This window comes from Pseudomonas halotolerans, assembly GCF_039581215.1.
Lineage (GTDB): Bacteria > Pseudomonadota > Gammaproteobacteria > Pseudomonadales > Pseudomonadaceae > Aquipseudomonas > Aquipseudomonas tehranensis.
In genome coordinates, this window is record NZ_JBCNTJ010000014.1 from 1 (window position 1) to 22272 (window position 22272).

Sequence of the window (22272 nt, forward strand, 5' to 3'; positions counted from 1 at the left end):
GGGAATGCATTCGTCTGTGGGAGCGGGCTTGCTCGCGAAGAGGCCCAGTCAGGCAACACAGATTCTACAGAAGAAACCCGGCCACTTTCTGCGCCGCCGCCTCCAAATGCTGCTCATGGCTAAACCCCGAGGCCTTGAGCGGTTTCAAATCATGATCCCCCGCCCCCAGCCACATCACCTCGATACTCGGTGACAGCACGTAACCGCGCACCGCCTCGCGGTTACCCAAGGCATCGCGCTCGCCCTGGACGATCAGGGTCGGGGTCTTCAATTCTGCCAAGTGCTCGACCCGCGGCTTCTGCGGTTTGCCCACCGCATAGAAGGGATACCCCAGGCACACCAGGGCATCAGCTTTCAGCTCATCGGCCAGCAGGCTCGCCATGCGCCCGCCCATGGACTTGCCGCCAATGGCCAGCCGCCCAGCGACATAAGGCCGCACCGTGGCGTGCACCTCGCGCCAGCACTCCAGCAACCTGGGGGCCGGGTTCGGCGGACGTTTACCGCCGTCCAGGCGTCGTTGAGCCATGTAGGGAAACTCGAAGCGCAACACGTTGATGCCATGCCCGGCAAGCCGCGCGGCCATTTCGTTCATGAACCCGCTGTCCATCGGCGCACCGGCGCCATGGGCCAGGATCAGGGTCGGCGGCTCGGCGCCAACACCCGCTTGCGCCGCCGTCCATAGCCAACCGTGTTCGGCCACACATCGCGCCCATTGATCTCTATCAATACTGGCCTTGTGCTGTTTGTCCATGCTTGCCTCGCTTTTAGTCTGCCTATAACTCCAGGCGAAGAACGCCGCACTGCCTTGCGCAGGCGCTCACTTCGGCTGAACCGTGGATGGGGAACCATGAACACTTCTATCAGTACCGCCTACAACTACAAGGTGGTCCGCCAATTCGCCATTATGACGGTGGTGTGGGGCATCGTCGGCATGGGGCTCGGGGTTTTTCTCGCGGCCCAATTGGTCTGGCCACAACTCAACTTCGATTTGCCATGGACCAGCTTCGGTCGTCTGCGCCCACTGCACACCAACGCGGTGATCTTCGCCTTCGGCGGCTGCGCCCTGTTCGCCAGTTCGTTCTATTCGGTGCAACGCACCTGCCAGACTCAATTGTTCGCCCCGAAACTGGCCGCGTTCTGCTTCTGGGGCTGGCAACTGGTGATTCTGCTGGCGGCCATCAGCCTGCCGCTGGGCTACACCAGCTCCAAGGAATACGCCGAACTGGAATGGCCGATCGACATTCTGATCACCATCGTCTGGGTCGCCTACGCCATCGTGTTCTTCGGCACCGTGGCCAAGCGCAACACCAAACACATCTATGTCGGTAACTGGTTCTTCGGCGGGTTCATCCTGACCGTGGCGATCCTGCACATCGTCAACAACCTGGAACTGCCGGTGAGCTTCACCAAATCCTACTCGGTGTATGCCGGGGCCACGGACGCGATGGTGCAATGGTGGTATGGCCACAACGCCGTGGGCTTCTTCCTCACCGCAGGCTTCCTGGGGATGATGTATTACTTCGTGCCCAAGCAGGCCGAGCGTCCGGTGTATTCCTATCGCTTGTCCATCGTGCACTTCTGGGCGCTGATCACCCTGTACATCTGGGCCGGCCCGCACCACCTGCACTACACCGCGCTGCCGGACTGGGCCCAGTCGCTGGGCATGGTGATGTCACTGATCCTGCTGGCACCAAGCTGGGGCGGCATGATCAACGGCATGATGACCCTCTCGGGCGCCTGGCATAAATTGCGCAGCGACCCGATCCTGCGGTTCCTGGTGGTGTCCCTGGCGTTCTACGGCATGTCGACCTTTGAAGGCCCGATGATGGCGATCAAGACCGTCAACGCCCTCTCCCACTACACCGACTGGACCATCGGTCACGTTCACGCCGGCGCCTTGGGGTGGGTGGCGATGATTTCCATCGGTGCGCTGTATCACATGATCCCGAAAGTCTTCGGTCGCCCCCAAATGCACAGCATCGGCCTGATCAACGCGCACTTCTGGCTCGCGACCATCGGCACCGTGCTGTACATCGCCTCCATGTGGGTCAACGGCATCGCCCAGGGCCTGATGTGGCGTGCGGTGAACGAGGACGGCACCCTGACCTACTCCTTCGTCGAAACCCTGGTGGCCAGCCACCCTGGCTTCGTCGTGCGGTTGGCGGGCGGGGCAATCTTCCTCTTCGGCATGTTGCTGATGGCCTACAACACCTGGCGCACCGTGCGGGCCTACCAGCCCGACGAAGCCGCCGCTGCCGCGCAGATGGCTTGAGGAGTCCGCCATGAAACACGAAACAATCGAAAAAAACGTCGGCCTGCTGATGCTGCTGATGGTCCTGGCCGTGAGCATTGGCGGCCTGACCCAGATCGTGCCGCTGTTCTTCCAGGACGTGACCAACAAACCGGTGGACGGCATGAAGCCCTACACCGCGCTGCAACTGGAAGGCCGTGACATCTATATCCGCGAAGGCTGCGTCGGCTGCCACTCGCAGATGATTCGTCCGTTCCGCGCCGAGACCGAGCGCTACGGCCACTATTCGGTAGCCGGTGAAAGCGTCTGGGACCACCCATTCCTGTGGGGTTCCAAGCGCACCGGGCCGGACCTGGCCCGGGTCGGTGCGCGTTACTCCGATGACTGGCATCGCGCTCACTTGTACAACCCGCGCAACGTAGTGCCTGAGTCGAAGATGCCGGCCTACCCGTGGCTGGTGACCCAAGCGGTGGACAGCAGCCACACCGAAGGCAAGCTGCGCGCCATGCGCACCCTCGGCGTGCCGTACACCGACGACGACATCAGCGCCAGCGTGGCCTCCCTCAAGGGCAAGACAGAGATGGACGCCCTGGTGGCCTACCTGCAAGTGCTCGGCACTGCCATCAAGAGCAAGAGGTGAGCCTATGTTCCTTGAAATGAGCACTGGAATGATCCGCGGCCTGGGCACGGTCGTGGTGTTCGTGGCCTTCATCGGCCTGACCCTGTGGGTGTTCAGCAGCAAGCGCAGCCCGGAATTTGCCGAAGCGCGCCTGCTGCCGTTCGCCGACGAGCCACCCGCCGACATCGCCAACCCCCAAGACCCCGCAACAAGGAGCACCCGGCCATGACCACCTTCTGGAGTACGTGGATCAGCGTACTGACCATCGGCAGCCTGATGGGTCTGACCTGGCTGCTGATCGGCACCCGCAAGGGCGAGACCAAGGGCAGCGTCGACCAGACCATGGGCCACAGCTTCGACGGCATCGAGGAGTACGACAACCCGCTGCCGCAGTGGTGGTTCCTGTTGTTCGCCGGCACCTTGGTGTTTTCCGTCGGCTACCTGGTCCTGTATCCGGGCCTGGGCAACTGGAAAGGCATCCTGCCCGGCTACGAGAATGGCTGGACCGGCGCCCATGAATGGGAAAAGGAAATGGCCAGGGCCGATGCCAAATTCGGGCCGATCTTCGCCAAGTTCGCCGCGATGCCGCTGGAAGAAGTCGCCAAGGACCCGCAGGCACTGAAGATGGGTGGGCGTTTGTTCGCCTCCAACTGCTCGGTCTGCCACGGCTCGGACGCCAAGGGTGCCTTCGGCTTCCCGAACCTGGCCGACAGCCACTGGCGCTGGGGCGGCAGTGCCGAAACCATCAAGGCCACCATCATGGGTGGACGCATGGCCGCGATGCCGGCCTGGGGCGAAGTGTTGGGTGAGGCCGGTGTCAAGAACGTGGCCGCGTATGTACGCCATGATCTGGCGGGCCTGCCGCTGCCGGCAGACAGCAGCGCCGACCTGCAAGCCGGCCAGCAAGCGTTCAATACCACCTGCGTCGCCTGCCACGGTGCCAACGGCAAAGGCACCGAAGCCATGGGCGCGCCAGACCTGACCTTGCCGGCCGGCTTCATCTACGGCACCAGCCTGGCGCAACTGCAACAGACCATCCGTCATGGCCGCCAGGGCCATATGCCGGCGCAGAGTGAGCTGCTCGGCAATGACAAAGTGCAACTGCTGGCGGCTTATGTCTACAGCCTGTCCCACGCGGCGGGCACCGAGCGCCTGCAGGCTGAACGCAAAAGCGAATAAATCCTGACCACACGAACAGCCGCATCCATCTGGATGCGGCTGTTCCGTGCCTCTGCGCGACTCATTGTCGCACCCCTTCTCTACGCGCCTTTCGGTTACCCGCAATCGGGTCTAAGCTTGCCCGAGCGAGCACTGGCGACTGCCGGTTTCAGGTTGATCCGAACCGATGTGTCCCACAATCCGGTCGATAAAAAGGCCGCAAAGGCCGGTGGATACCGGCTATTGCGCCAAGGGCCTCCCATGACCCCAACGCCGTGTTGGAACACACCCCGTTACAACCGACCCGACCCCCTCGCCTCTTTCCTTCGCTGCGACAATTTGTCGAGGGCCAATTTTGTCCCTACGTCGCGCATGGAAAGGCCGCAGAATCAGCTTTCGAAAGCATTGACCCAGGTCATGGCGCGTTGCAATGACCCCCCGCTTTCTCCATACTTGCGACCGATTTTTATCCTAATAAAACACCCAAACCGTGGAACCTTAGAATGAGCACAGCAATCAGTCCGACTGCTTATAACTATAAGGTAGTCCGCCAGTTCGCCATCATGACGGTGGTCTGGGGGATCCTTGGCATGGGGCTCGGTGTATTCATCGCCTCGCAACTGGTCTGGCCGGAGTTGAACTTCGATCTGCCATGGACGACGTTTGGACGCCTGCGCCCGCTGCACACCAACCTGGTGATCTTCGCCTTCGGTGGTTGTGCGTTGTTTGCCACTTCCTATTACGTCGTGCAGCGAACCTGCCAAACGCGACTGATTTCCGACAGCCTCGCCGCCTTCACCTTCTGGGGTTGGCAAGCGGTCATCGTCGGTGCGATCGTGACCTTGCCGATGGGTTTCACCACCACCAAGGAATACGCAGAGCTGGAATGGCCCCTGGCTATTCTGCTGGCCATCGTCTGGGTGACCTACGGTCTGGTGTTCTTCGGCACCATCGTCAAGCGCAAGACCAAGCACATCTATGTCGGTAACTGGTTCTACGGTGCCTTCATTGTCGTCACCGCCATGCTGCACATCGTCAACCACGCGTCCCTGCCGGTCAGTTTCTTCAAGTCCTACTCGGCCTACTCGGGCGCCACCGACGCGATGATCCAGTGGTGGTACGGCCATAACGCCGTGGGCTTCTTCCTGACCACCGGCTTCCTGGGGATGATGTATTACTTCGTGCCGAAACAGGCCGAGCGTCCGATCTATTCCTATCGCCTGTCCATCGTCCACTTCTGGGCGCTGATCACCTTGTACATCTGGGCTGGTCCGCACCACTTGCACTACACCGCGCTGCCGGACTGGGCACAGTCCCTGGGCATGGCGATGTCGATCATCCTGCTGGCTCCGAGCTGGGGCGGCATGATCAACGGCATGATGACTCTCTCGGGCGCCTGGCATAAGTTGCGCACCGACCCGATCCTGCGGTTCCTGGTGGTTTCCCTGGCGTTCTACGGCATGTCGACCTTCGAAGGCCCGATGATGGCCATCAAGACCGTCAACTCCCTGAGCCACTACACCGACTGGACCATCGGCCACGTACACGCCGGTGCCTTGGGCTGGGTGGCGATGATCTCCATCGGCGCGATCTACCACATGATCCCGAAACTGTTCGGTCGGGCGCAGATGCACAGCACCGCGCTGATCAACACTCACTTCTGGCTCGCTACCATCGGCACCGTGCTCTACATCGCCTCGATGTGGGTCAACGGCATCACCCAGGGCCTGATGTGGCGTGCAATCAACGACGACGGCACCCTGACCTACTCGTTCGTTGAAGCGCTGCAAGCCAGCCACCCTGGTTTCATCGTCCGAGCCCTGGGCGGCGCGTTCTTCGCCAGCGGCATGCTGTTCATGGCCTACAACGTGTATCGCACCGTTCGTGCCTCTGACCCGGCCGAAGCTGAAGCCGCCGCCAAGATCGCCGTAGTTGGAGCTCACTGATGAAGCACGAAACAGTAGAGAAGAATATCGGCCTGCTGGCCTTCTTCATGGTCATCGCCGTCAGCATCGGCGGCCTGACCCAGATCGTTCCGCTGTTTTTCCAGGACGTGACCAACAAGCCGGTCGAAGGCATGAAGCCGCGCACCGCCCTTGAACTGGAAGGTCGCGACGTCTACATCGCCAACGGCTGTGTCGGCTGCCACTCGCAGATGATCCGTCCGTTTCGCGCCGAAACCGAACGCTACGGCCACTACTCGGTCGCCGGTGAAAGCGTCTGGGACCACCCGTTCCTGTGGGGTTCCAAGCGTACCGGCCCGGACCTGGCCCGTGTGGGCGGTCGTTACTCCGACGACTGGCAGCGTGCGCACCTGTACAACCCGCGCAACGTAGTGCCTGAGTCGAAAATGCCGGCTTACCCGTTCCTCGTAGAAAACAAGCTCGACGGCAAAGACACCGCCAAGAAAATGGAAGTCTTGCGTACCCTGGGCGTGCCTTACACCGACGAAGACATCGCCGGTGCCAAGGATGCCGTGAAGGGCAAGACTGAAATGGACGCGCTGGTGGCCTATCTGCAAGGCCTGGGCACCATCATCAAAAGCAAACGGTGATTTAGATGGATATCGGGATGATTCGTGGCCTGGGCACCGTCGTCGTGATGGTGGCCTTTATCGGTCTGGCGTTGTGGGTGTTCAGCCCCAAGCGCAAGTCGGAGTTTGACGACGCGACCTTGCTGCCGTTCGCGGATGATCCCGAAGCCATCAAGCACGTCGAGCAAGCTTCTAGGAGTAACAAAGAATGACTACGTTCTGGAGTCTGTACGTCACAGTCCTCAGTCTGGGTACGATCTTCGCCCTGACCTGGCTGCTGCTGTCGACCCGTAAGGGCCAGCGCGCCGAACAAACGGAGGAGACTGTCGGTCACTCGTTCGATGGCATCGAAGAGTACGACAACCCACTGCCTAAATGGTGGTTCATGTTGTTCGTGGGCACCATTATCTTCGCCTTGGGTTATCTGGTGCTCTACCCGGGCCTGGGCAACTGGAAAGGCCTGCTGCCGGGGTATAACTACCTGGACACCGAAAAGCAGACCCCTTTCGCCAATGGCCAGACCGGCTGGACCGGCGTTCATGAGTGGGAAAAGGAAATGGCTCGTTCGGACGCCAAATTCGGCCCGATCTTCGCCAAGTTCGCTTCCATGCCGATTGAAGAAGTCGCCAAGGACCCGCAAGCCCTGAAGATGGGTGGCCGCCTGTTCGCCTCCAACTGCTCGGTCTGCCACGGTTCCGACGCCAAGGGTGCCTATGGCTTCCCGAACCTGACCGACGCCGACTGGCGCTGGGGTGGCGAGCCGGAAACCATCAAGACCACCATCATGGGCGGTCGTCATGCGGTGATGCCGGGCTGGGCTGCCGTGGTTGGCGAGCAAGGTGTCGCCGACGTCTCCGCCTACGTGGTGACCAGCTTGCACGGCCGTAAACTGCCGGAAGGCGCCAAGGCCGATCCGGCCAACGGCCAGAAGCTGTTCGCGGCCAACTGCGTGGCCTGCCACGGTCCAGCCGGCAAGGGCACGCCTGCCATGGGCGCACCTGACCTGACGCACCCGGCCGGGTTCATCTACGGTTCGAGCTTCGCTCAGTTGCAGCAGACCATCCGTTACGGTCGCCAGGGCCAGATGCCTGCCCAGGCCGATCTGCAGGGTAACGACAAGGTCCACCTGCTGGCTGCCTACGTCTACAGCCTCTCTCACGGTGAAAAAGCGCCCGCGGCTGACGCCCAGTAACGCCAACGCCTGATGTACCAAAGGCCCCGTCAACTCACGTTGACGGGGCCTTTTGTTTGCCGGTGCGATGAGACGAAATTGTTTTATCTTGCCCGCAATCAGCAGCGGTAGTAACGTGCCTACATTCAGTTCTATTGAGGACGCCGCCATGTCCATCACCACTATTTCCAGCCGCGAATTCAACCACGACACAAGTGGTGCCAAAAAAGCCACCCGCCAGGGGCCGGTCATCATCACCGACCGTGGCAAGCCGGCCCATGTGCTGCTAAGCATTGAGGAGTACCAGAAACTGACCGGCATCGGCACCAGCATTGTCGAGTTGCTGGTCATGCCCGACACGCCGGATATTGATTTCGATACCGAACGTGCCGTCATCTCTCCTCGACCGGTGGACCTGTCCTGATGTACCTGCTCGACACCAACGTCATCTCGGAACTGCGCAAGCCCCATGCCGATAAAAACGTACAGGCCTGGGCGCGTAGCGTGCCCGCCCCCAGCCTTTACGTCTCGGCGATTACCGTATTGGAATTGGAAACCGGCGTGTTGCGCTTCGAGCGCAAAGACCCGACGCAAGGCAGCCACCTGCGCGCATGGCTGGATAACCACGTCATGCCCGCATTCGCCGGAAGAATCCTGGCGGTCGACCGCGCCGTGGCGCTGCGCTGCGCTCGCCTGCACGTACCGGATCGCAGCAATGAATGCGATGCACTGATTGCCGCCACCGCACTGGTCCATGGCCTGATCGTGGTCACCCGCAATGTGACTGATTTCCAAAGCAGCGGCGTGGCCTTGCTCAATCCATGGTCGAGCTAATATAACGTCGCGACGGACCCTCAATTATCGCCAAGGAGATAGGCGCAATGGACATCGAAACACTTCAGCGCCCAACGATGAGCCCCCGGCATGTCTGACGCGCTCTGGGCCGCTCGCCTGGGCGATGCACTGAACCACACATCGATGATGGCTGACATTCTCGGCGGCGTGCTGGAAGTGGCAGGGTCTTTCCTTTATCAAAAACGAGCAAACCTCGTTCTACAACATCTTGTACCGCCAGTAGCAACCACTCTCAGATCACGTTTGCCGACATAGCACTCCCTCATCATCTTTGCGCCTTTACGTCGATCCACGATACCGGCACAAATCAAGCAAGCGCGCCTGTCGAACGAGTTGCCAGGCCTTTGGTTTTTTCGCCAACGCCATGGAATGTCTATAGTCAATTGATCTGGGTCATGACTTGTTACATCCGCTACACCATTCTGCGCAGAGCCCCAACGCGACCAAAGGTCGCACCCTTGGACTAGACCTACAGGCGTATCATTGCGCCACTGCAATACCCTTTCTGACCGTGGTTGGCACGTACTGACCCCGGCACTTTTCCACTGCCGTGGGATGCATTCTGATGAGTAACCAGATTCCGGTACATGACGTCACCCCGCCTGCCAAAGACGCGAGCAAAAGCGTTGACTTGTATGCCTCTCGGGAAAAAATCTACACACGCGCCTTCACCGGCCTGTTCCGCAACTTGCGGATGGTCGGCGGTGGTTTTTTGTTCCTGCTGTATTTCGGCACGGTCTGGTTGAATTGGGGCGGCCACCAGGCTGTCTGGTGGAACCTGCCCGAACGCAAATTCTTTATTTTCGGCGCGACCTTCTGGCCCCAGGACTTCATCCTTCTGTCAGGGCTGCTGATCATTGCCGCCTTTGGCCTGTTTTTCATCACGGTATACGCTGGACGGGTCTGGTGCGGCTACACCTGCCCGCAAAGCGTATGGACTTGGATTTTCATGTGGTGCGAGAAGGTCACCGAAGGCGACCGCAACCAACGCATCAAGCTCGACAAGGCGCCCATGAGCGGGAACAAATTCCTGCGCAAGGCGGCCAAGCACAGCCTGTGGTTGCTGATCGGTTTTGTGACCGGCATGACCTTCGTCGGCTATTTCACGCCGATTCGCGAACTGGTGTTCGAATTTTTTACCGGCCAGGCCGATGGCTGGTCGTATTTCTGGGTCGGCTTCTTCACTCTCGCCACTTACGGCAACGCCGGTTGGCTGCGCGAGCAGGTGTGCATCTACATGTGCCCTTACGCTCGTTTCCAAAGCGTGATGTTCGACAAGGACACCCTGATCGTTTCCTACGACCCGCGTCGCGGCGAAAGCCGTGGCCCGCGCAAAAAGGGCGTTGACTACAAAGCCCTGGGCCTGGGGGACTGCATCGACTGCACCATGTGCGTCCAGGTCTGCCCCACCGGTATCGACATTCGCGATGGCCTGCAGATTGAATGCATCGGCTGCGCGGCGTGCATCGACGCCTGCGACAACATCATGGACAAGATGGATTATCCGCGCGGGCTGATCAGTTACACCACCGAACATAACCTCTCGGGGCAGAAAACCCATAAACTGCGCCCACGCCTGATCGGTTATGCCCTGGTGCTGCTGGCAATGATCAGCCTGTTGGTGACCGCGTTCTTCATGCGTTCGCTGGTGGGTTTCGACGTCAGCAAGGACCGTGTGCTGTACCGCGAGAACGCCGAAGGCCGGATCGAGAACGTCTACAGCCTCAAGATCATGAACAAGGACCAGCGCGATCATACATACGTGCTGGAGGCCTCCGGCCTGCCGGATCTCAAGCTCCAGGGACGCCGGGAAATCAAGGTCGCGGCCGGTGAGATCTTCACCCAGCCGGTAGAACTGTCCAGCGCACCGGACCAACTGCCGTCGAGCACCAACGAGGTGACGTTCATCCTCAAGGATGCCGATGACGACAGCGTTCATGTTGAAGCCAAAAGCCGGTTCATCGGCCCACAAATTCGTTGAGAGAACTGAACATGCCTGCAGCAACCGCCACCAGCCCTTGGTACAAGCATCTCTGGCCGTGGATCATCATTGCGATCCTGGCCTGCTCGGTGACGCTGAGCCTGACCATGGTGACCATCGCCGTGAACAACCCGGACAATCTGGTCAACGACAATTACTACGAAGCCGGCAAAGGCATCAACCGCTCCCTGGAGCGCGAACTGCTGGGCCAGACCTTGCAGTTACATGCCAACGTACAACTGGATGACGTCACCGGCGAAGTCAATCTGCGCCTGAGCGGTGACAGCCGGCCCCAGACCCTGGAACTGAGCCTGATCTCGCCCACCCAGCCGGAGAAGGACCGCAAGATCGTCCTGACCCGCAACGACAGCGAACCGGGCCGGTATGTCGGCCAGTTGACGGACAAGATCGAAGGTCGGCGCTTCGTCGAATTGCTGGGGGTCGAGAACGACAAGACCTGGCGCCTGTTCGAAGAAGAGCAGATCAACCATGACCAGGCCATCCTGCTCGGCGATGAACCGCTGCAAGGCGCTGAAGACCTGAAAAAATAAGCTGCTTTCCTGTGGCGAGGGAGCTTGCTCCCGCCGGGCTGCGAAGCGGCCCTGTCTTTTGGCCTGACACTCCTTTCAGGCATATTGAGTTCCAGGATTACGACTGCTTCGCAGCCGAGCGGGAGCAAGCTCCCTCGCCACAAAGGCCTTCATAGCGACAACCATGACCACTCCACAGCCTTGCTACCACTGCGCCCTGCCCGTCCCCCCGGGCAGTCGCTTCACCGCCGTTGTCCTGGGTGAAACCCGTGAGCTGTGCTGCCCGGGCTGCCAGGCGGTGGCCGAGGCCATCGTCGCCGGAGGCCTGGAAAGCTATTACCAGCATCGCAGCGAAGCATCGGCCAACCCCGAAACCCTGCCGGTCCAGTTGACCGATGAGCTTGCGCTGTACGACCGCCCGGACGTGCAGCGGTCGTTCGTGCGCCATGAAGACGAGCTGGCCGAAGCCACCCTGCTGATCGAAGGCATCAGTTGCGCCGCCTGCGGCTGGCTGATCGAAAAACACCTGCGCAGCCTGCCGGCCGTGGCCGAGGCGCGGCTGAACCTGTCCAATCACCGCCTGCACGTGAGCTGGGCCGACGCTCAATTACCGCTGAGCACCTTGCTGGCCGAACTGCGCCAGATCGGCTACGTCGCCCATCCCTACCAGGCCGACCAGGCCAGCGAACAACTGGCCGCGCAAAATCGCCTGGCCCTGCGCCAATTGGGTGTCGCCGGTTTGCTCTGGTTCCAAGCGATGATGGCGACCATGGCCACCTGGCCGGAATTCAACATCGACCTGAGCCCGGAGATGCACACCATCCTGCGCTGGGTCGCGCTGTTCCTCACCACACCCATCGTCTTCTATAGCTGTGCGCCGTTCTTCAAGGGCGCGATGCGCGACCTGCGCACCCGGCATCTGACCATGGACGTTTCGGTGTCCCTGGCCATTGGCGGCGCCTACGTCGCCGGGATCTGGACGTCCGTCACCGGCGTCGGCGAGCTGTATTTCGATGCCGTGGGCATGTTCGCATTGTTCCTTCTGGCCGGTCGCTACCTGGAACGCCGCGCCCGGGAGCGCACCGCAGCCGCCACCGCTCAACTGGTCAACCTGCTGCCGGCCTCGTGCCTGCGCCTGGAGGACAACGGCCAGAGCGAACGGATCCTGCTCAGCGAACTGCGCACCGGTGACCGGGTGCTGGTGCATCCCGGCGCGGTCCTGCCAGCCGACGGCAGAATTCTCGACGGTCAGTCCAGCGTCGACGAATCGCTACTGACCGGCGAATACCTGCCACAACCTCGTCAAGTGGGCGACACGGTGACCGCTGGCACGCTTAACGTGGAGGGCGCATTGACGGTCCAGGTCCTGGCACTGGGGCAAGACACCCGACTGTCAGCCATCGTCCGGTTGCTGGAACGGGCCCAGGCCGAGAAGCCGCGGCTGGCGGAAATCGCCGACCGCGCCGCCCAATGGTTCCTGCTGTTCTCCCTGGTCGCCGCGGCGGCCATCGGTGTGCTGTGGTGGCAGCTGGATGCCTCTCGCGCCTTCTGGATCGTGCTGGCGATGCTGGTCGCCACCTGCCCTTGCGCACTGTCCCTGGCCACGCCCACCGCGCTGACCGCCGCCACCGGCACGCTGCACAAGCTTGGCCTGTTGCTGACTCGCGGCCATGTGCTGGAGGGCCTGAACCAAATCGATACGGTGATTTTCGACAAGACCGGCACCCTCACCGAAGGGCGTCTGGCGTTGCGCGCCATTCGAACGCTGACGGCCTTGGACAGTGATCGATGCCTGGGTCTGGCCGCCGCCCTGGAAAATCGCTCCGAGCACCCCATCGCCCGTGCCTTCGGCCGCGCGCCACTGGCCGCCGAGCAAGTACAGAGCACGCCGGGGCTGGGACTCGAAGGCCTGGTGGGCGAACAACGCCTGCGCATTGGCCATCCCGGTTTTGTCTGCGAACTCAGTGGCGCGGCGGTGCCGGTGATGCCGGATGAACCCGGACAATGGTTGCTGCTGGGAGATGATATCGGTCCGCTGGCCTGGTTCGTCCTCGATGACCGCCTGCGCGCCGACGCTCCAGCTTTACTGGCCGCTTGCAAAGCCCGGGGCTGGCGCACCCTGCTGCTGTCGGGCGACAGTTCGCCCATGGTCGCCAGTGTCGCCGCCGACCTGGGCATCGATGAAGCCCGGGGCGGTTTGCGCCCGGACGATAAACTGGCTGTGTTGCAACAGCTGCATCAGCAGGGCCGCAAGGTGCTGATGCTCGGCGACGGGGTGAACGACGTGCCGGTGCTGGCAGCGGCGGACATCAGTGTCGCCATGGGCTCGGCCACCGATCTTGCCAAGACCAGCGCCGATGCGGTGCTGCTGTCCAACCGTCTCGACGCCCTGATCCACGCCTTCAGCCTGGCCCGGCGTACACGGCGGGTGATCATTGAGAACCTGGTCTGGGCAGCCCTGTACAATGGCCTCATGTTGCCGTTCGCCGCCCTCGGCTGGATTACGCCGGTGTGGGCCGCGATCGGCATGTCCATCAGTTCGCTGACCGTGGTGTTGAATGCGCTGAGGCTGACTCGCCAGCCCAAGACGCAGGTTTTCGATGCCTCGCCCGATACCCGCCCGCTGCCGGCCTGAGCCGCGCGGGCATGGAGTTCCGACATGCCAGCTCTTTACGTGATGATACCGGCCGCACTGCTGATCGTGGCCATCGCCGTCTACATCTTCTTCTGGGCCGTGGACAGCGGGCAGTACGACGACCTCGACGGTCCGGCCCACAGCATTCTGTTCGACGATCAGGATCCGAACCACAAGGCGGCGGTGGACGAAGCCAGCGGCGAGCCCCGCCATCCGGACGACAAGGCCCCGCCCCATGCTTGATCTGGCGCCACTGTTGGTCTCGGCGCTCATCCTGGGTTTATTGGGCGGCGGGCATTGCCTGGGGATGTGCGGCGGCCTGATGGGTGCGCTGACCCTGGCAATTCCCAAGGAACAGCGTAGCCGGCGCTTTCGGTTGCTGCTGGCCTACAACCTGGGGCGGATTCTGAGTTACGCCACTGCAGGGTTACTGATCGGCCTGGCCGGCTGGGCCGTGGCCAATAGCCCGGCGGCGATGGTCATGCGCGTGTTGGCCGGGCTGCTGTTGATCGCCATGGGCCTGTACCTGGCGGGCTGGTGGAGCGGGCTGACCCGCATCGAAGGTGTCGGTCGTGGCCTGTGGCGGCATATCCAGCCCGTGGCCAACCGTTTGCTGCCGGTGTCGAGCCTGCCCCGAGCCTTGCTGCTCGGCGCGCTCTGGGGCTGGTTGCCGTGCGGGTTGGTCTACAGCACCCTGCTCTGGTCGGCCAGCCAGGGCGATGCGCTGGACAGCGCGTTGCTGATGCTCGCCTTCGGCCTCGGCACCTGGCCGGTGTTGCTCGCCACCGGCATGGCCGCCGAACGCATCACCGCCCTGTTGCGCAAACGCAGCGTGCGCATGGCCGGTGGCTTGCTGGTGATTGTCTTTGGCGTCTGGACCCTGCCAGGACCGCATCAGCATTGGCTCATGGGGCATTGACCGAGTCGCCGCCATCGCGAGCAGGCTCGCTCCCACACTGGATCGCGGCTTACCCCACATCTCATGAACACCGCAAACCCCTGTGGGAGCGAGCTTGCTCGCGATGAGCCCCCCAGCCCCACGCCCGTTGACGCAAATCAACACGCCCCCACGCCCACTTCCCTAGACTCGCGCCCATGCCTGCCTATCCGGGGAACGCCCGCATGCTCAACGCCATTCATTGGGACTCAAACCTGATCCGCCGCTACGATCTGGCGGGGCCCCGCTACACCTCGTACCCGACTGCGGCGCAATTCGGTAGCCAGGTAGGGACCTTCGACCTGCTCCACGCCCTGCGCGAGAGCCGCAAGGCCCTGAAGCCACTGTCGCTGTATGTGCATGTGCCGTTCTGCGCGAACATTTGCTACTACTGCGCCTGCAACAAAGTCATCACCAAGGACCGCAGCCGCGCCCATGCCTATCTGCAACGCCTGGAGCAGGAGATCCAACTGATCGGCTGCCATTTGGACCCTTCCCAGCGCGTTGAGCAGTTGCACCTGGGCGGCGGCACCCCGACGTTCCTCAACCATGACGAATTGCGCCAGTTGATGGCGAGGTTGCGCCAACACTTCAACCTGCTGGAGGACAATGGCGGCGACTACAGTATCGAAATCGATCCCCGGGAAGCCGACTGGTCCACCATGGGTCTGCTGCGGGAACTGGGTTTCAACCGGGTCAGCATAGGCCTGCAAGACCTTGACCCGGCCGTGCAGCGCGCCGTCAATCGCCTGCAAAGCCTGGAAGAAACCCGCGCGGTGATCGAAGCCGCCCGGACCTTGCAGTTCCGTTCGATCAACATCGACCTGATCTACGGGCTGCCCAAACAGACCCCGGAAAACTTCGCCCGCACCGTCCAGGAAGTCATCCATCTGCAGCCGGACCGGCTTTCGGTGTTCAACTACGCCCACTTGCCGGAACGCTTCATGCCCCAACGCCGCATCAACAGCCAGGACCTGCCCAATCCGGCGCAGAAGCTGGCGATGCTGCAAGGCACCATCGAACAACTGACCGCGGCGGGTTATCGCTATATCGGCATGGACCACTTTGCCCTGCCCGACGACGAACTGGCGATTGCCCAAGAAGACGCCACCCTGCAACGCAACTTCCAAGGCTATACCACTCATGGTCACTGCGACCTGATCGGTCTTGGCGTGTCGGCCATCAGCCAGATCGGCGATTTGTACTGCCAGAACAGCAGCGACCTGAACCATTACCAGAACACCCTGGCCGACGGTCAACTGGCGACCAGTCGCGGGCTGCTGTGCAATGCCGACGACCGGCTGCGGCGCGCGGTGATCCAGCAGTTGATCTGCCGCTTCAATCTGGTATTCACCGACATCGAGCAAACGTTCAACATCGATTTTCGCGGTTACTTCGCCCCGGTGTGGCCACAACTACAAGGGATGGCCGAGGACGGGCTCATTGAATTAAACAGCACCCACATCAAGATACTGCCCGCTGGGCGCCTGCTGGTGCGATCAGTGTGCATGGTTTTTGATGCCTATCTGGACGGACACAATCGACAGCGCTTCTCCCGGGTCGTCTGAGCGCGACAATTTGACGACGAAAGCCCACTGGCCGGAGTACCTGCGCTGGGTTACCCTTACGGCTTATGTGTGTTTTCCCACAAGGATTTAAGAAATGTCCGAGCCAGTCAAACTGCGCGCTCACAACCAGGCCCATTGCAAGGACTGCAGCCTGGCCCCCCTCTGCCTGCCACTTTCGTTGAATCTGGAGGATATGGATGCGCTAGACGACATCGTTAAACGAGGCCGACCGTTGAAAAAAGGTGAATTCCTGTTTCGCCAGGGTGACACCTTCGATTCCGTCTATGCCGTGCGCTCGGGCGCCTTGAAAACCTTCAATCTGAGCGATGGCGGCGAAGAGCAGCTCACCGGCTTTCACCTGCCCAGTGAACTGGTGGGTCTGTCGGGCATGGACACCGAGAGCCATCCGGTCTCGGCCCAGGCGCTGGAAACCACCTCGGTGTGCGAGATCCCCTTTGATCGCCTGGACGAGCTGGCCTTGCAACTGCCGCAACTGCGGCGTCAGTTGATGCGGGTCATGAGTCGGGAGATCCGCGACGATCAGCAAATGATGCTGCTGCTCTCGAAGAAAACCGCCGACGAACGCATCGCCACGTTCCTGGTCAACCTCTCGGCACGTTTCCGTGCCCGCGGTTTTTCGGCCAACCAGTTCCGGCTGAGCATGTCGCGTAACGAAATCGGCAACTACCTGGGCCTGGCGGTGGAAACCGTGTCCCGGGTATTCACCCGTTTCCAGCAAAATGAATTGATCGCCGCCGAAGGCAAGGAAATTCATATCCTCGACCCGATCCAGCTCTGCGCCCTGGCAGGCGGCTCGATCGACGGCTGATGGGGAGCGCGGCCCGAGGTTCGTCCTGCCGCGCTATACTCCGGCGTTTGCAGCCTGCCAGGACACTAGACGATGGTCTTCGACTCCTTCGACATCAAATCCCTGATCCGCCCCGTGATCGACTTCCCCAAGCCGGGCGTGATCTTTCGCGACATTACCCCACTGTTCCAGTCCCCCACCGCACTGCGGCTGGTGATGGACAGCTTTGCCCACCGTTATGTCGAGGCCGAATTCACGCACATCGGCGCGATGGATGCCCGGGGCTTCCTGATCGGCTCGATCCTGGCCTATCAACTGAACAAACCCCTGGTGCTATTTCGCAAGCAGGGCAAGCTGCCGGCGGATGTGCTGGCCGAGGGTTACCAGACCGAATACGGCGAGGCCTTCCTGGAAGTCCACGCCGACAGCCTGTGCGAGGGTGATTCGGTGGTGATGTTCGATGACCTGATTGCCACCGGCGGCACGCTGATCGCCGCCGCCAACCTGATCCGCCGCATGGGCGCCAAAGTCCACGAAGCCGCAGCGATCATCGACCTGCCGGAGTTGCTTGGCTCTCAGCGTCTGGAAGACATGGGGATACCGACGTTCTGCCTGACGCAGTTTTCGCTGAGCGAAAGATAACCGGCAAACGACGAACCTGTGGGAGCGGGCTTGCTCGCGAAAGCGGTGGGTCAGCTGACGCTTATGTTGACTGACACACTGCCTTCGCGAGCAAGCCCGCTCCCACTGGCTTTTGGGTGGCGGTTACAACGCGATCGGTTTGCGCCCGGCAAACGAATGCGCCAGCGTCCCGCCGTCCACCAGTTCCAGCTCGCCACCCAGCGGCACACCATGGGCGATGCGTGAGGCGATCAGGCCCTTGTTGTTCAGCAGTTGGGCAATGTAGTGGGCGGTGGCTTCGCCTTCGACCGTCGGGTTGGTGGCGAGGATGACTTCCGTGAAAGTACCGGCCTCTTCAATCCGCGCCATCAGCTGCGGAATGCCGATGGCTTCCGGCCCCAGGCCGTCGAGCGGAGACAAATGCCCCTTGAGCACGAAATAGCGCCCGCGAAAACCGGTCTGCTCCACGGCGTACACATCCATGGGACCTTCCACGACGCACAGCAGGCTGTCGTCCCGACGCGGGTCGGCGCATTGTGGGCAAAGGTCGTCTTCCGTGAGGGTGCGGCATAAGCGGCAATGCCCGACCCCCTCCATGGCCTGACTCAGGGCCAGAGCCAGACGCGAGCCGCCGCTGCGATCACGCTCAAGCAATTGCAACGCCATGCGCTGAGCAGTTTTCTGACCCACACCCGGCAAAGTTCGCAGGGCGTCGATCAGTTGGCGAATCAAAGGGCTGAAGCTCATGGTGGAAATGTCCGACATAACAACGAGACGCGGTTTATACCCGCGCCTCCGATTAGCGTCAAATACTCAATCCTGCGCCACCCGGACCACCAACTTGCCGAAGTTGCGCCCTTCCAGCAGACCGATAAAGGCCTGAGGCGCATTCTCAAGGCCATCGACCATGTCTTCGCGGAACTTGACCTTGCCGTCGCGCACCCAAGGCGCCATCGCGCTGATGAACTCCGGCTGACGGCCACTGAAGTCGTCGAACACGATAAACCCCTGGATCCGTACGCGTTTGGTCAGCAAGGTGCGCTGCAATTGCGGCAAGCGATCCGGACCACTCGGGGCTTCATGCTCGTTGTAGGACGCGATCAGGCCACAGAGTGGAATGCGCGCCTTGGCGTTGAGCAGCGGCACCACGGTGTCGAACACCTTGCCACCGACGTTTTCGTAATAGATGTCGATGCCCTTGTCGCAAGCCCGGGCCAGTGCCTCGGCAAAGTCATCGCGCTTGTGATCGACACAGGCGTCGAACCCCAACTCGTCGACCACGTACTTGCATTTCTCGGGGCCGCCGGCCACACCGACCACCCGCAGGCCCTTGATCTTCGCCACCTGGCCGACCACCGAGCCGACTGCACCCGAGGCCGCCGCGACCACCAGAGTTTCCCCGGTCTTGGGCTGACCGATCTCCATCAAGCCCATGTACGCGGTCATGCCCGGCATGCCCAGCACACCCAGCGCCATCGACGGGCTGGGCAGCCCGGATGGGATCGGAATGACATTGCGGCCATCGCTGACCGTGTGGCTCTGCCACCCCGTAGCGCCCACCACCAGATCCCCCTCCTGAAACTTCGGATGCATCGAACGCTCGACCCGGCTGACAGCACCACCGGTCATCACCTCATCGATTTCCACCGGCGCGGCGTAGGAAGGTGCATCACTCATGCGCCCACGCATGTAAGGGTCCAATGAGAGAAACAACGTCTTGAGCAGGATCTGCCCCTCCTCCAGCTCCGGCAACGTCACCTGCTCCAGACGAAAGTTGTCCGGGGTGGGGGCACCTGTGGGGCGGGAGGCGAGGACGATGCGCTGGTGGGTGGTCGATGCTTGTGACATGGAAGCGTCTCCTTGATCGTTGAGTGGGACCTATAGGAAGCAGACTCTTTTGAATGGGGTGTGTTCGATGTTTTTGCCGTTGGACCGCGGCGCCGCTTTCGCGAGCAAGCCCGTTCCCACAGGGGACTGTGGTGGACATAGATATTGATGTCCCTCCTGGGACAGTGTGGAAGCGAGCTTGCCCGCGAAAGCAATCGTACAGACACCACATTTCCCGAACACAAACAAAAATGCCAGGCGCGATGCCTGGCATTGTGTGTAGCCCATCCCGATCGGGATGGCGAGTCAGAACGGCAGTTTCATGCCCGGCGGCAGTTGCATGCCAGCGGTCATGCCGGACATTTTGTCCTGGCTGTTGGCTTCGATCTTGCGCACTGCGTCATTGACGGCGGCGGCGAACAGGGCTTCGAGCATTTCCTTGTCGTCTTCGCTCAGGCCTTCGACCACACTCGGATCGATGCTGACACGCTTGATGTCGTGGCGGCCGGTCATGACCACGGTCACCATATCGCCGCCGGACTTGCCGGTGACTTCGGCGTTGGCCAGTTCTTCCTGCATCTTGGCCATTTTTTCCTGCATTTGCTGCGCCTGCTTCATCAGGCCGGCCATGCCACCTTTCATCATGGGAATCACCTCGAAAGTACTTGGATAAACACCGCGCCCGGCCCGTTCGGCCTGGCGCTTTCAGTTATGAGCCCTGGGTCACCGGGGCCTCGACAGGTTCGATAGTATCGTGACGGACCACGGCGCCGAACTGTTGCATCATTTGCTGGATGAACGGATCACTGTGGATCGACTCCTCGGCTTCGCGCTGACGGTCGGCACGGCGGCGGGACGCAGCCTGGGCCGGCGTCTCCTGCTCAGGCTTGATCAGCTCGATGCTCAGCGTCAGGGTGCGCTGGTGATACTGGTTCAGCGCATCGTTGAGACGGCGCTGCTGCGTGGCGTTGAACAACGCACTGTGGGCCGGGTCCAGGTGCAGCAGCCAGTGGTCGCCCTCTACGGAGATCAGCGTGCAGTTGGCGGCAATACTGCCGGTCATGCCGGTAATCGGCAGTTTCGGGAACAGCTCCAGCCATTGCAGGGCCAGCCCGGTGGCCGGCATCGCCGCCGGTTCAGGCTCGGGCTCCGGGGCCGGCTCCGCGGTATGTTCGCTGGCCAGCTCGTCCAGATAGCTGTAGGCCGAATCCATGTCCGGCTCGATGTAATCCTCGTCCAGTGGCGGCTCATCATCCAGGTCCATGCCCGGCGTGGCGACATCAACGTCCGCCACCGTGGGCTCAGGCACCGGTGCAGCCACCCACTCGGGTGCGTCGGGTACCACGCTGTCGGGCGTGGGCATGGGCATCGGCGGCAGCTCGGGTTGCTCAGCGACGGTTTCCAGCACCGGCTCCACGGCGGGCTGCTGGACGACCTGGGCCTCGACCGGATCGTTCCAAGGCAGGTCGACCACTGCTTCAGCGACCGGCTGCGGCAAGGCCTCGACGACCGGCTCAGGCTCGGGTTCAGGCGCCGCGACGACAGGCACGGGGGCCGGTTGCGCCACCGCTGCCGGGACAGAGACCACTGCCGGCGCAACGACGGGCGCGGCAGCCACTGGCTTGGCGGAATCAGCTGTGGCCTGGCTGATCCCCACTGGCTTTAGCGGTTGCCTCGGGGCGTTTTCCGTGTCGGCCGGCCGGAACGCGAGCATTCGCAGCAGCACCATTTCGAAACCGCCGCGCGGATCCGGCGCCAGGGGCAGGTCACGACGGCCGATCAGCCCCATCTGGTAATAGAACTGCACGTCTTCGGCCGGCAGTGCCTGAGCCAGGGCCAGCACGCGGTCACGGTCACCATGACCGTTATCGACCCCCTCGGGCAAGGCCTGGGCAATGGCGACACGGTGCAATACGTTGAGAATTTCCGAGAGCACGCCATTCCAGTCCGGCCCCTGCTCAGCCAGGTGACGCACTGCTTCGAGCAACGCCTTGGCGTCACCTTCGATCAGCGCATGCAACACGTCGTAGACCTGGCCGTGGTCGAGAGTGCCAAGCATGGCCCGCACATCGGCGGCCATGACCTTGCCTTCACCAAAGGCAATGGCCTGGTCGGTCAGGCTCATGGCGTCACGCATCGAACCATCGGCGGCGCGCCCCAGCAGCCACAGCGCATCGTCTTCGAACGGTACGTTCTCGACACCCAATACGTGGGTCAAATGCTCGACGACCCGCTCCGGCGTCATGTTCTTGAGAGAGAACTGCAGGCAGCGGGACAAAATGGTTGCAGGAAGCTTCTGCGGGTCGGTGGTCGCCAGAATGAACTTGACGTAGGGCGGCGGCTCCTCGAGGGTCTTGAGCAGCGCATTGAAGGAATGGCTGGACAGCATGTGCACTTCGTCGATCAGGTAGACCTTGAAGCGCCCACGGCTGGGTGCGTACTGCACGTTGTCGAGCAACTCACGGGTGTCTTCGACCTTGGTGCGGCTGGCGGCGTCGATCTCGATCAGGTCGACAAAACGGCCTTCGTCGATTTCCCGGCATACCGAACACTCGCCACACGGCGTCGAGGTAATGCCGGTTTCACAGTTCAGGCACTTGGCGATGATCCGCGCGATAGTCGTCTTGCCAACGCCGCGCGTGCCGGTGAACAGGTAGGCGTGATGCAACCGCTGGCTGTCCAAGGCATTGATCAGAGCCTTGAGCACATGGGTCTGGCCGACCATTTCGCGGAACGAGCGCGGACGCCATTTACGTGCAAGAACCTGATAACTCATCG

At 61.7% G+C, this 22272-nt stretch carries 23 protein-coding genes; 18 read left to right on the forward strand and 5 right to left on the reverse strand.

The genetic code is table 11. The annotated features are described in order from the left end of the window. Positions 1-64 precede the first annotated feature (64 nt). Complete coding sequence (locus AAIS01_RS18350) at positions 65-751, reverse strand: alpha/beta family hydrolase (protein WP_343470110.1); 687 nt, start codon at positions 749-751, stop codon at positions 65-67. Positions 752-847: 96 nt separating this feature from the next. Here AAIS01_RS18350 and ccoN (AAIS01_RS18355) point away from each other — a divergent pair, with 96 nt between their 5' ends. The 18 genes from ccoN (AAIS01_RS18355) to AAIS01_RS18440 all read left to right on the forward strand — a co-directional run bounded on the left by ccoN (AAIS01_RS18355) (position 848) and on the right by AAIS01_RS18440 (position 17688). Next, a complete protein-coding gene (ccoN, locus tag AAIS01_RS18355) occupies positions 848-2272 on the forward strand; it encodes a cytochrome-c oxidase, cbb3-type subunit I (RefSeq protein ID WP_092403073.1) in 1425 nt (474 codons plus the stop codon). A gap of 10 nt (positions 2273-2282) precedes the next feature. Then, on the forward strand, positions 2283-2891 hold the full coding sequence (gene ccoO, locus AAIS01_RS18360) for a cytochrome-c oxidase, cbb3-type subunit II (RefSeq protein ID WP_343470111.1): 609 nt from the start codon (positions 2283-2285) through the stop codon (positions 2889-2891). Positions 2892-2895: 4 nt separating this feature from the next. After that, the gene (locus tag AAIS01_RS18365) at positions 2896-3099 is read left to right on the forward strand and encodes a cbb3-type cytochrome oxidase subunit 3 (protein WP_092403069.1); all 204 of its coding nucleotides are present in this window, start codon (positions 2896-2898) and stop codon (positions 3097-3099) included. Next, positions 3096-4049 carry a cytochrome-c oxidase, cbb3-type subunit III gene (gene ccoP / locus AAIS01_RS18370; protein WP_343470114.1) on the forward strand — a complete coding sequence of 318 codons (954 nt, stop codon included), beginning with the start codon at positions 3096-3098 and terminating at the stop codon, positions 4047-4049. The genes AAIS01_RS18365 and ccoP (AAIS01_RS18370) overlap by 4 nt, the downstream gene beginning before the upstream one ends. A 482-nt stretch (positions 4050-4531) precedes the next feature. Further along, positions 4532-5974, forward strand: coding sequence for a cytochrome-c oxidase, cbb3-type subunit I (gene ccoN / locus AAIS01_RS18375; protein ID WP_343470116.1), 1443 nt, complete (start codon positions 4532-4534; stop codon positions 5972-5974). Further along, positions 5974-6582, forward strand: a complete 609-nt coding sequence (gene ccoO / locus AAIS01_RS18380; protein ID WP_014339380.1) for a cytochrome-c oxidase, cbb3-type subunit II — start codon at positions 5974-5976, stop codon at positions 6580-6582. Before ccoN (AAIS01_RS18375) ends, ccoO (AAIS01_RS18380) begins: the two co-directional genes overlap by 1 nt. A gap of 5 nt (positions 6583-6587) precedes the next feature. Next, positions 6588-6773, forward strand: a complete 186-nt coding sequence (locus tag AAIS01_RS18385) for a CcoQ/FixQ family Cbb3-type cytochrome c oxidase assembly chaperone (protein WP_003183474.1) — start codon at positions 6588-6590, stop codon at positions 6771-6773. Next, entirely contained in the window at positions 6770-7753 is a 984-nt protein-coding gene (ccoP, locus tag AAIS01_RS18390; RefSeq protein ID WP_343470118.1) for a cytochrome-c oxidase, cbb3-type subunit III, read from the forward strand. The genes AAIS01_RS18385 and ccoP (AAIS01_RS18390) overlap by 4 nt, the downstream gene beginning before the upstream one ends. 148 nt (positions 7754-7901) lie before the next feature. Next, on the forward strand, positions 7902-8156 hold the full coding sequence (locus tag AAIS01_RS18395; RefSeq protein ID WP_060738429.1) for a type II toxin-antitoxin system Phd/YefM family antitoxin: 255 nt from the start codon (positions 7902-7904) through the stop codon (positions 8154-8156). Further along, entirely contained in the window at positions 8156-8566 is a 411-nt protein-coding gene (locus AAIS01_RS18400) for a type II toxin-antitoxin system VapC family toxin (RefSeq protein WP_343470119.1), read from the forward strand. Before AAIS01_RS18395 ends, AAIS01_RS18400 begins: the two co-directional genes overlap by 1 nt. 586 nt (positions 8567-9152) lie before the next feature. After that, a complete protein-coding gene (gene ccoG / locus AAIS01_RS18405) occupies positions 9153-10568 on the forward strand; it encodes a cytochrome c oxidase accessory protein CcoG (protein ID WP_343470121.1) in 1416 nt (471 codons plus the stop codon). A gap of 11 nt (positions 10569-10579) precedes the next feature. Further along, complete coding sequence (locus AAIS01_RS18410) at positions 10580-11119, forward strand: FixH family protein (protein ID WP_047227181.1); 540 nt, start codon at positions 10580-10582, stop codon at positions 11117-11119. A 163-nt stretch (positions 11120-11282) separates the two neighbouring features. Next, the gene (locus AAIS01_RS18415; protein WP_343470123.1) at positions 11283-13733 is read left to right on the forward strand and encodes a heavy metal translocating P-type ATPase; all 2451 of its coding nucleotides are present in this window, start codon (positions 11283-11285) and stop codon (positions 13731-13733) included. Positions 13734-13757: 24 nt separating this feature from the next. Further along, entirely contained in the window at positions 13758-13976 is a 219-nt protein-coding gene (ccoS, locus tag AAIS01_RS18420; protein WP_343470124.1) for a cbb3-type cytochrome oxidase assembly protein CcoS, read from the forward strand. Next, positions 13969-14652, forward strand: a complete 684-nt coding sequence (locus AAIS01_RS18425; RefSeq protein WP_343470125.1) for a sulfite exporter TauE/SafE family protein — start codon at positions 13969-13971, stop codon at positions 14650-14652. The genes ccoS and AAIS01_RS18425 overlap by 8 nt, the downstream gene beginning before the upstream one ends. 203 nt (positions 14653-14855) lie before the next feature. Beyond that, positions 14856-16238 (forward strand): oxygen-independent coproporphyrinogen III oxidase, encoded by a 1383-nt coding sequence (gene hemN, locus AAIS01_RS18430; RefSeq protein ID WP_343470126.1) that lies wholly within the window; start codon positions 14856-14858, stop codon positions 16236-16238. 94 nt (positions 16239-16332) lie between these two features. Next, entirely contained in the window at positions 16333-17067 is a 735-nt protein-coding gene (gene fnr, locus AAIS01_RS18435; RefSeq protein ID WP_214912944.1) for a fumarate/nitrate reduction transcriptional regulator Fnr, read from the forward strand. 72 nt (positions 17068-17139) lie between these two features. Continuing rightward, a complete protein-coding gene (locus AAIS01_RS18440) occupies positions 17140-17688 on the forward strand; it encodes an adenine phosphoribosyltransferase (protein ID WP_041020481.1) in 549 nt (182 codons plus the stop codon). Between the two features lie 123 nt (positions 17689-17811). Here AAIS01_RS18440 and recR read toward each other — a convergent pair whose 3' ends face one another. The 4 genes from recR to dnaX all read right to left on the reverse strand — a co-directional run bounded on the left by recR (position 17812) and on the right by dnaX (position 22270). Further along, entirely contained in the window at positions 17812-18414 is a 603-nt protein-coding gene (recR, locus tag AAIS01_RS18445; protein ID WP_047227281.1) for a recombination mediator RecR, read from the reverse strand. Between the two features lie 66 nt (positions 18415-18480). Next, positions 18481-19515 carry an NADP-dependent oxidoreductase gene (locus AAIS01_RS18450; protein ID WP_343470127.1) on the reverse strand — a complete coding sequence of 345 codons (1035 nt, stop codon included), beginning with the start codon at positions 19513-19515 and terminating at the stop codon, positions 18481-18483. A 285-nt stretch (positions 19516-19800) separates the two neighbouring features. Then, positions 19801-20139, reverse strand: a complete 339-nt coding sequence (locus AAIS01_RS18455) for a YbaB/EbfC family nucleoid-associated protein (RefSeq protein WP_003183512.1) — start codon at positions 20137-20139, stop codon at positions 19801-19803. Positions 20140-20203: 64 nt separating this feature from the next. Beyond that, positions 20204-22270, reverse strand: coding sequence for a DNA polymerase III subunit gamma/tau (gene dnaX / locus AAIS01_RS18460; protein ID WP_343470129.1), 2067 nt, complete (start codon positions 22268-22270; stop codon positions 20204-20206). Between the last annotated feature and the right edge of the window lie 2 nt (positions 22271-22272).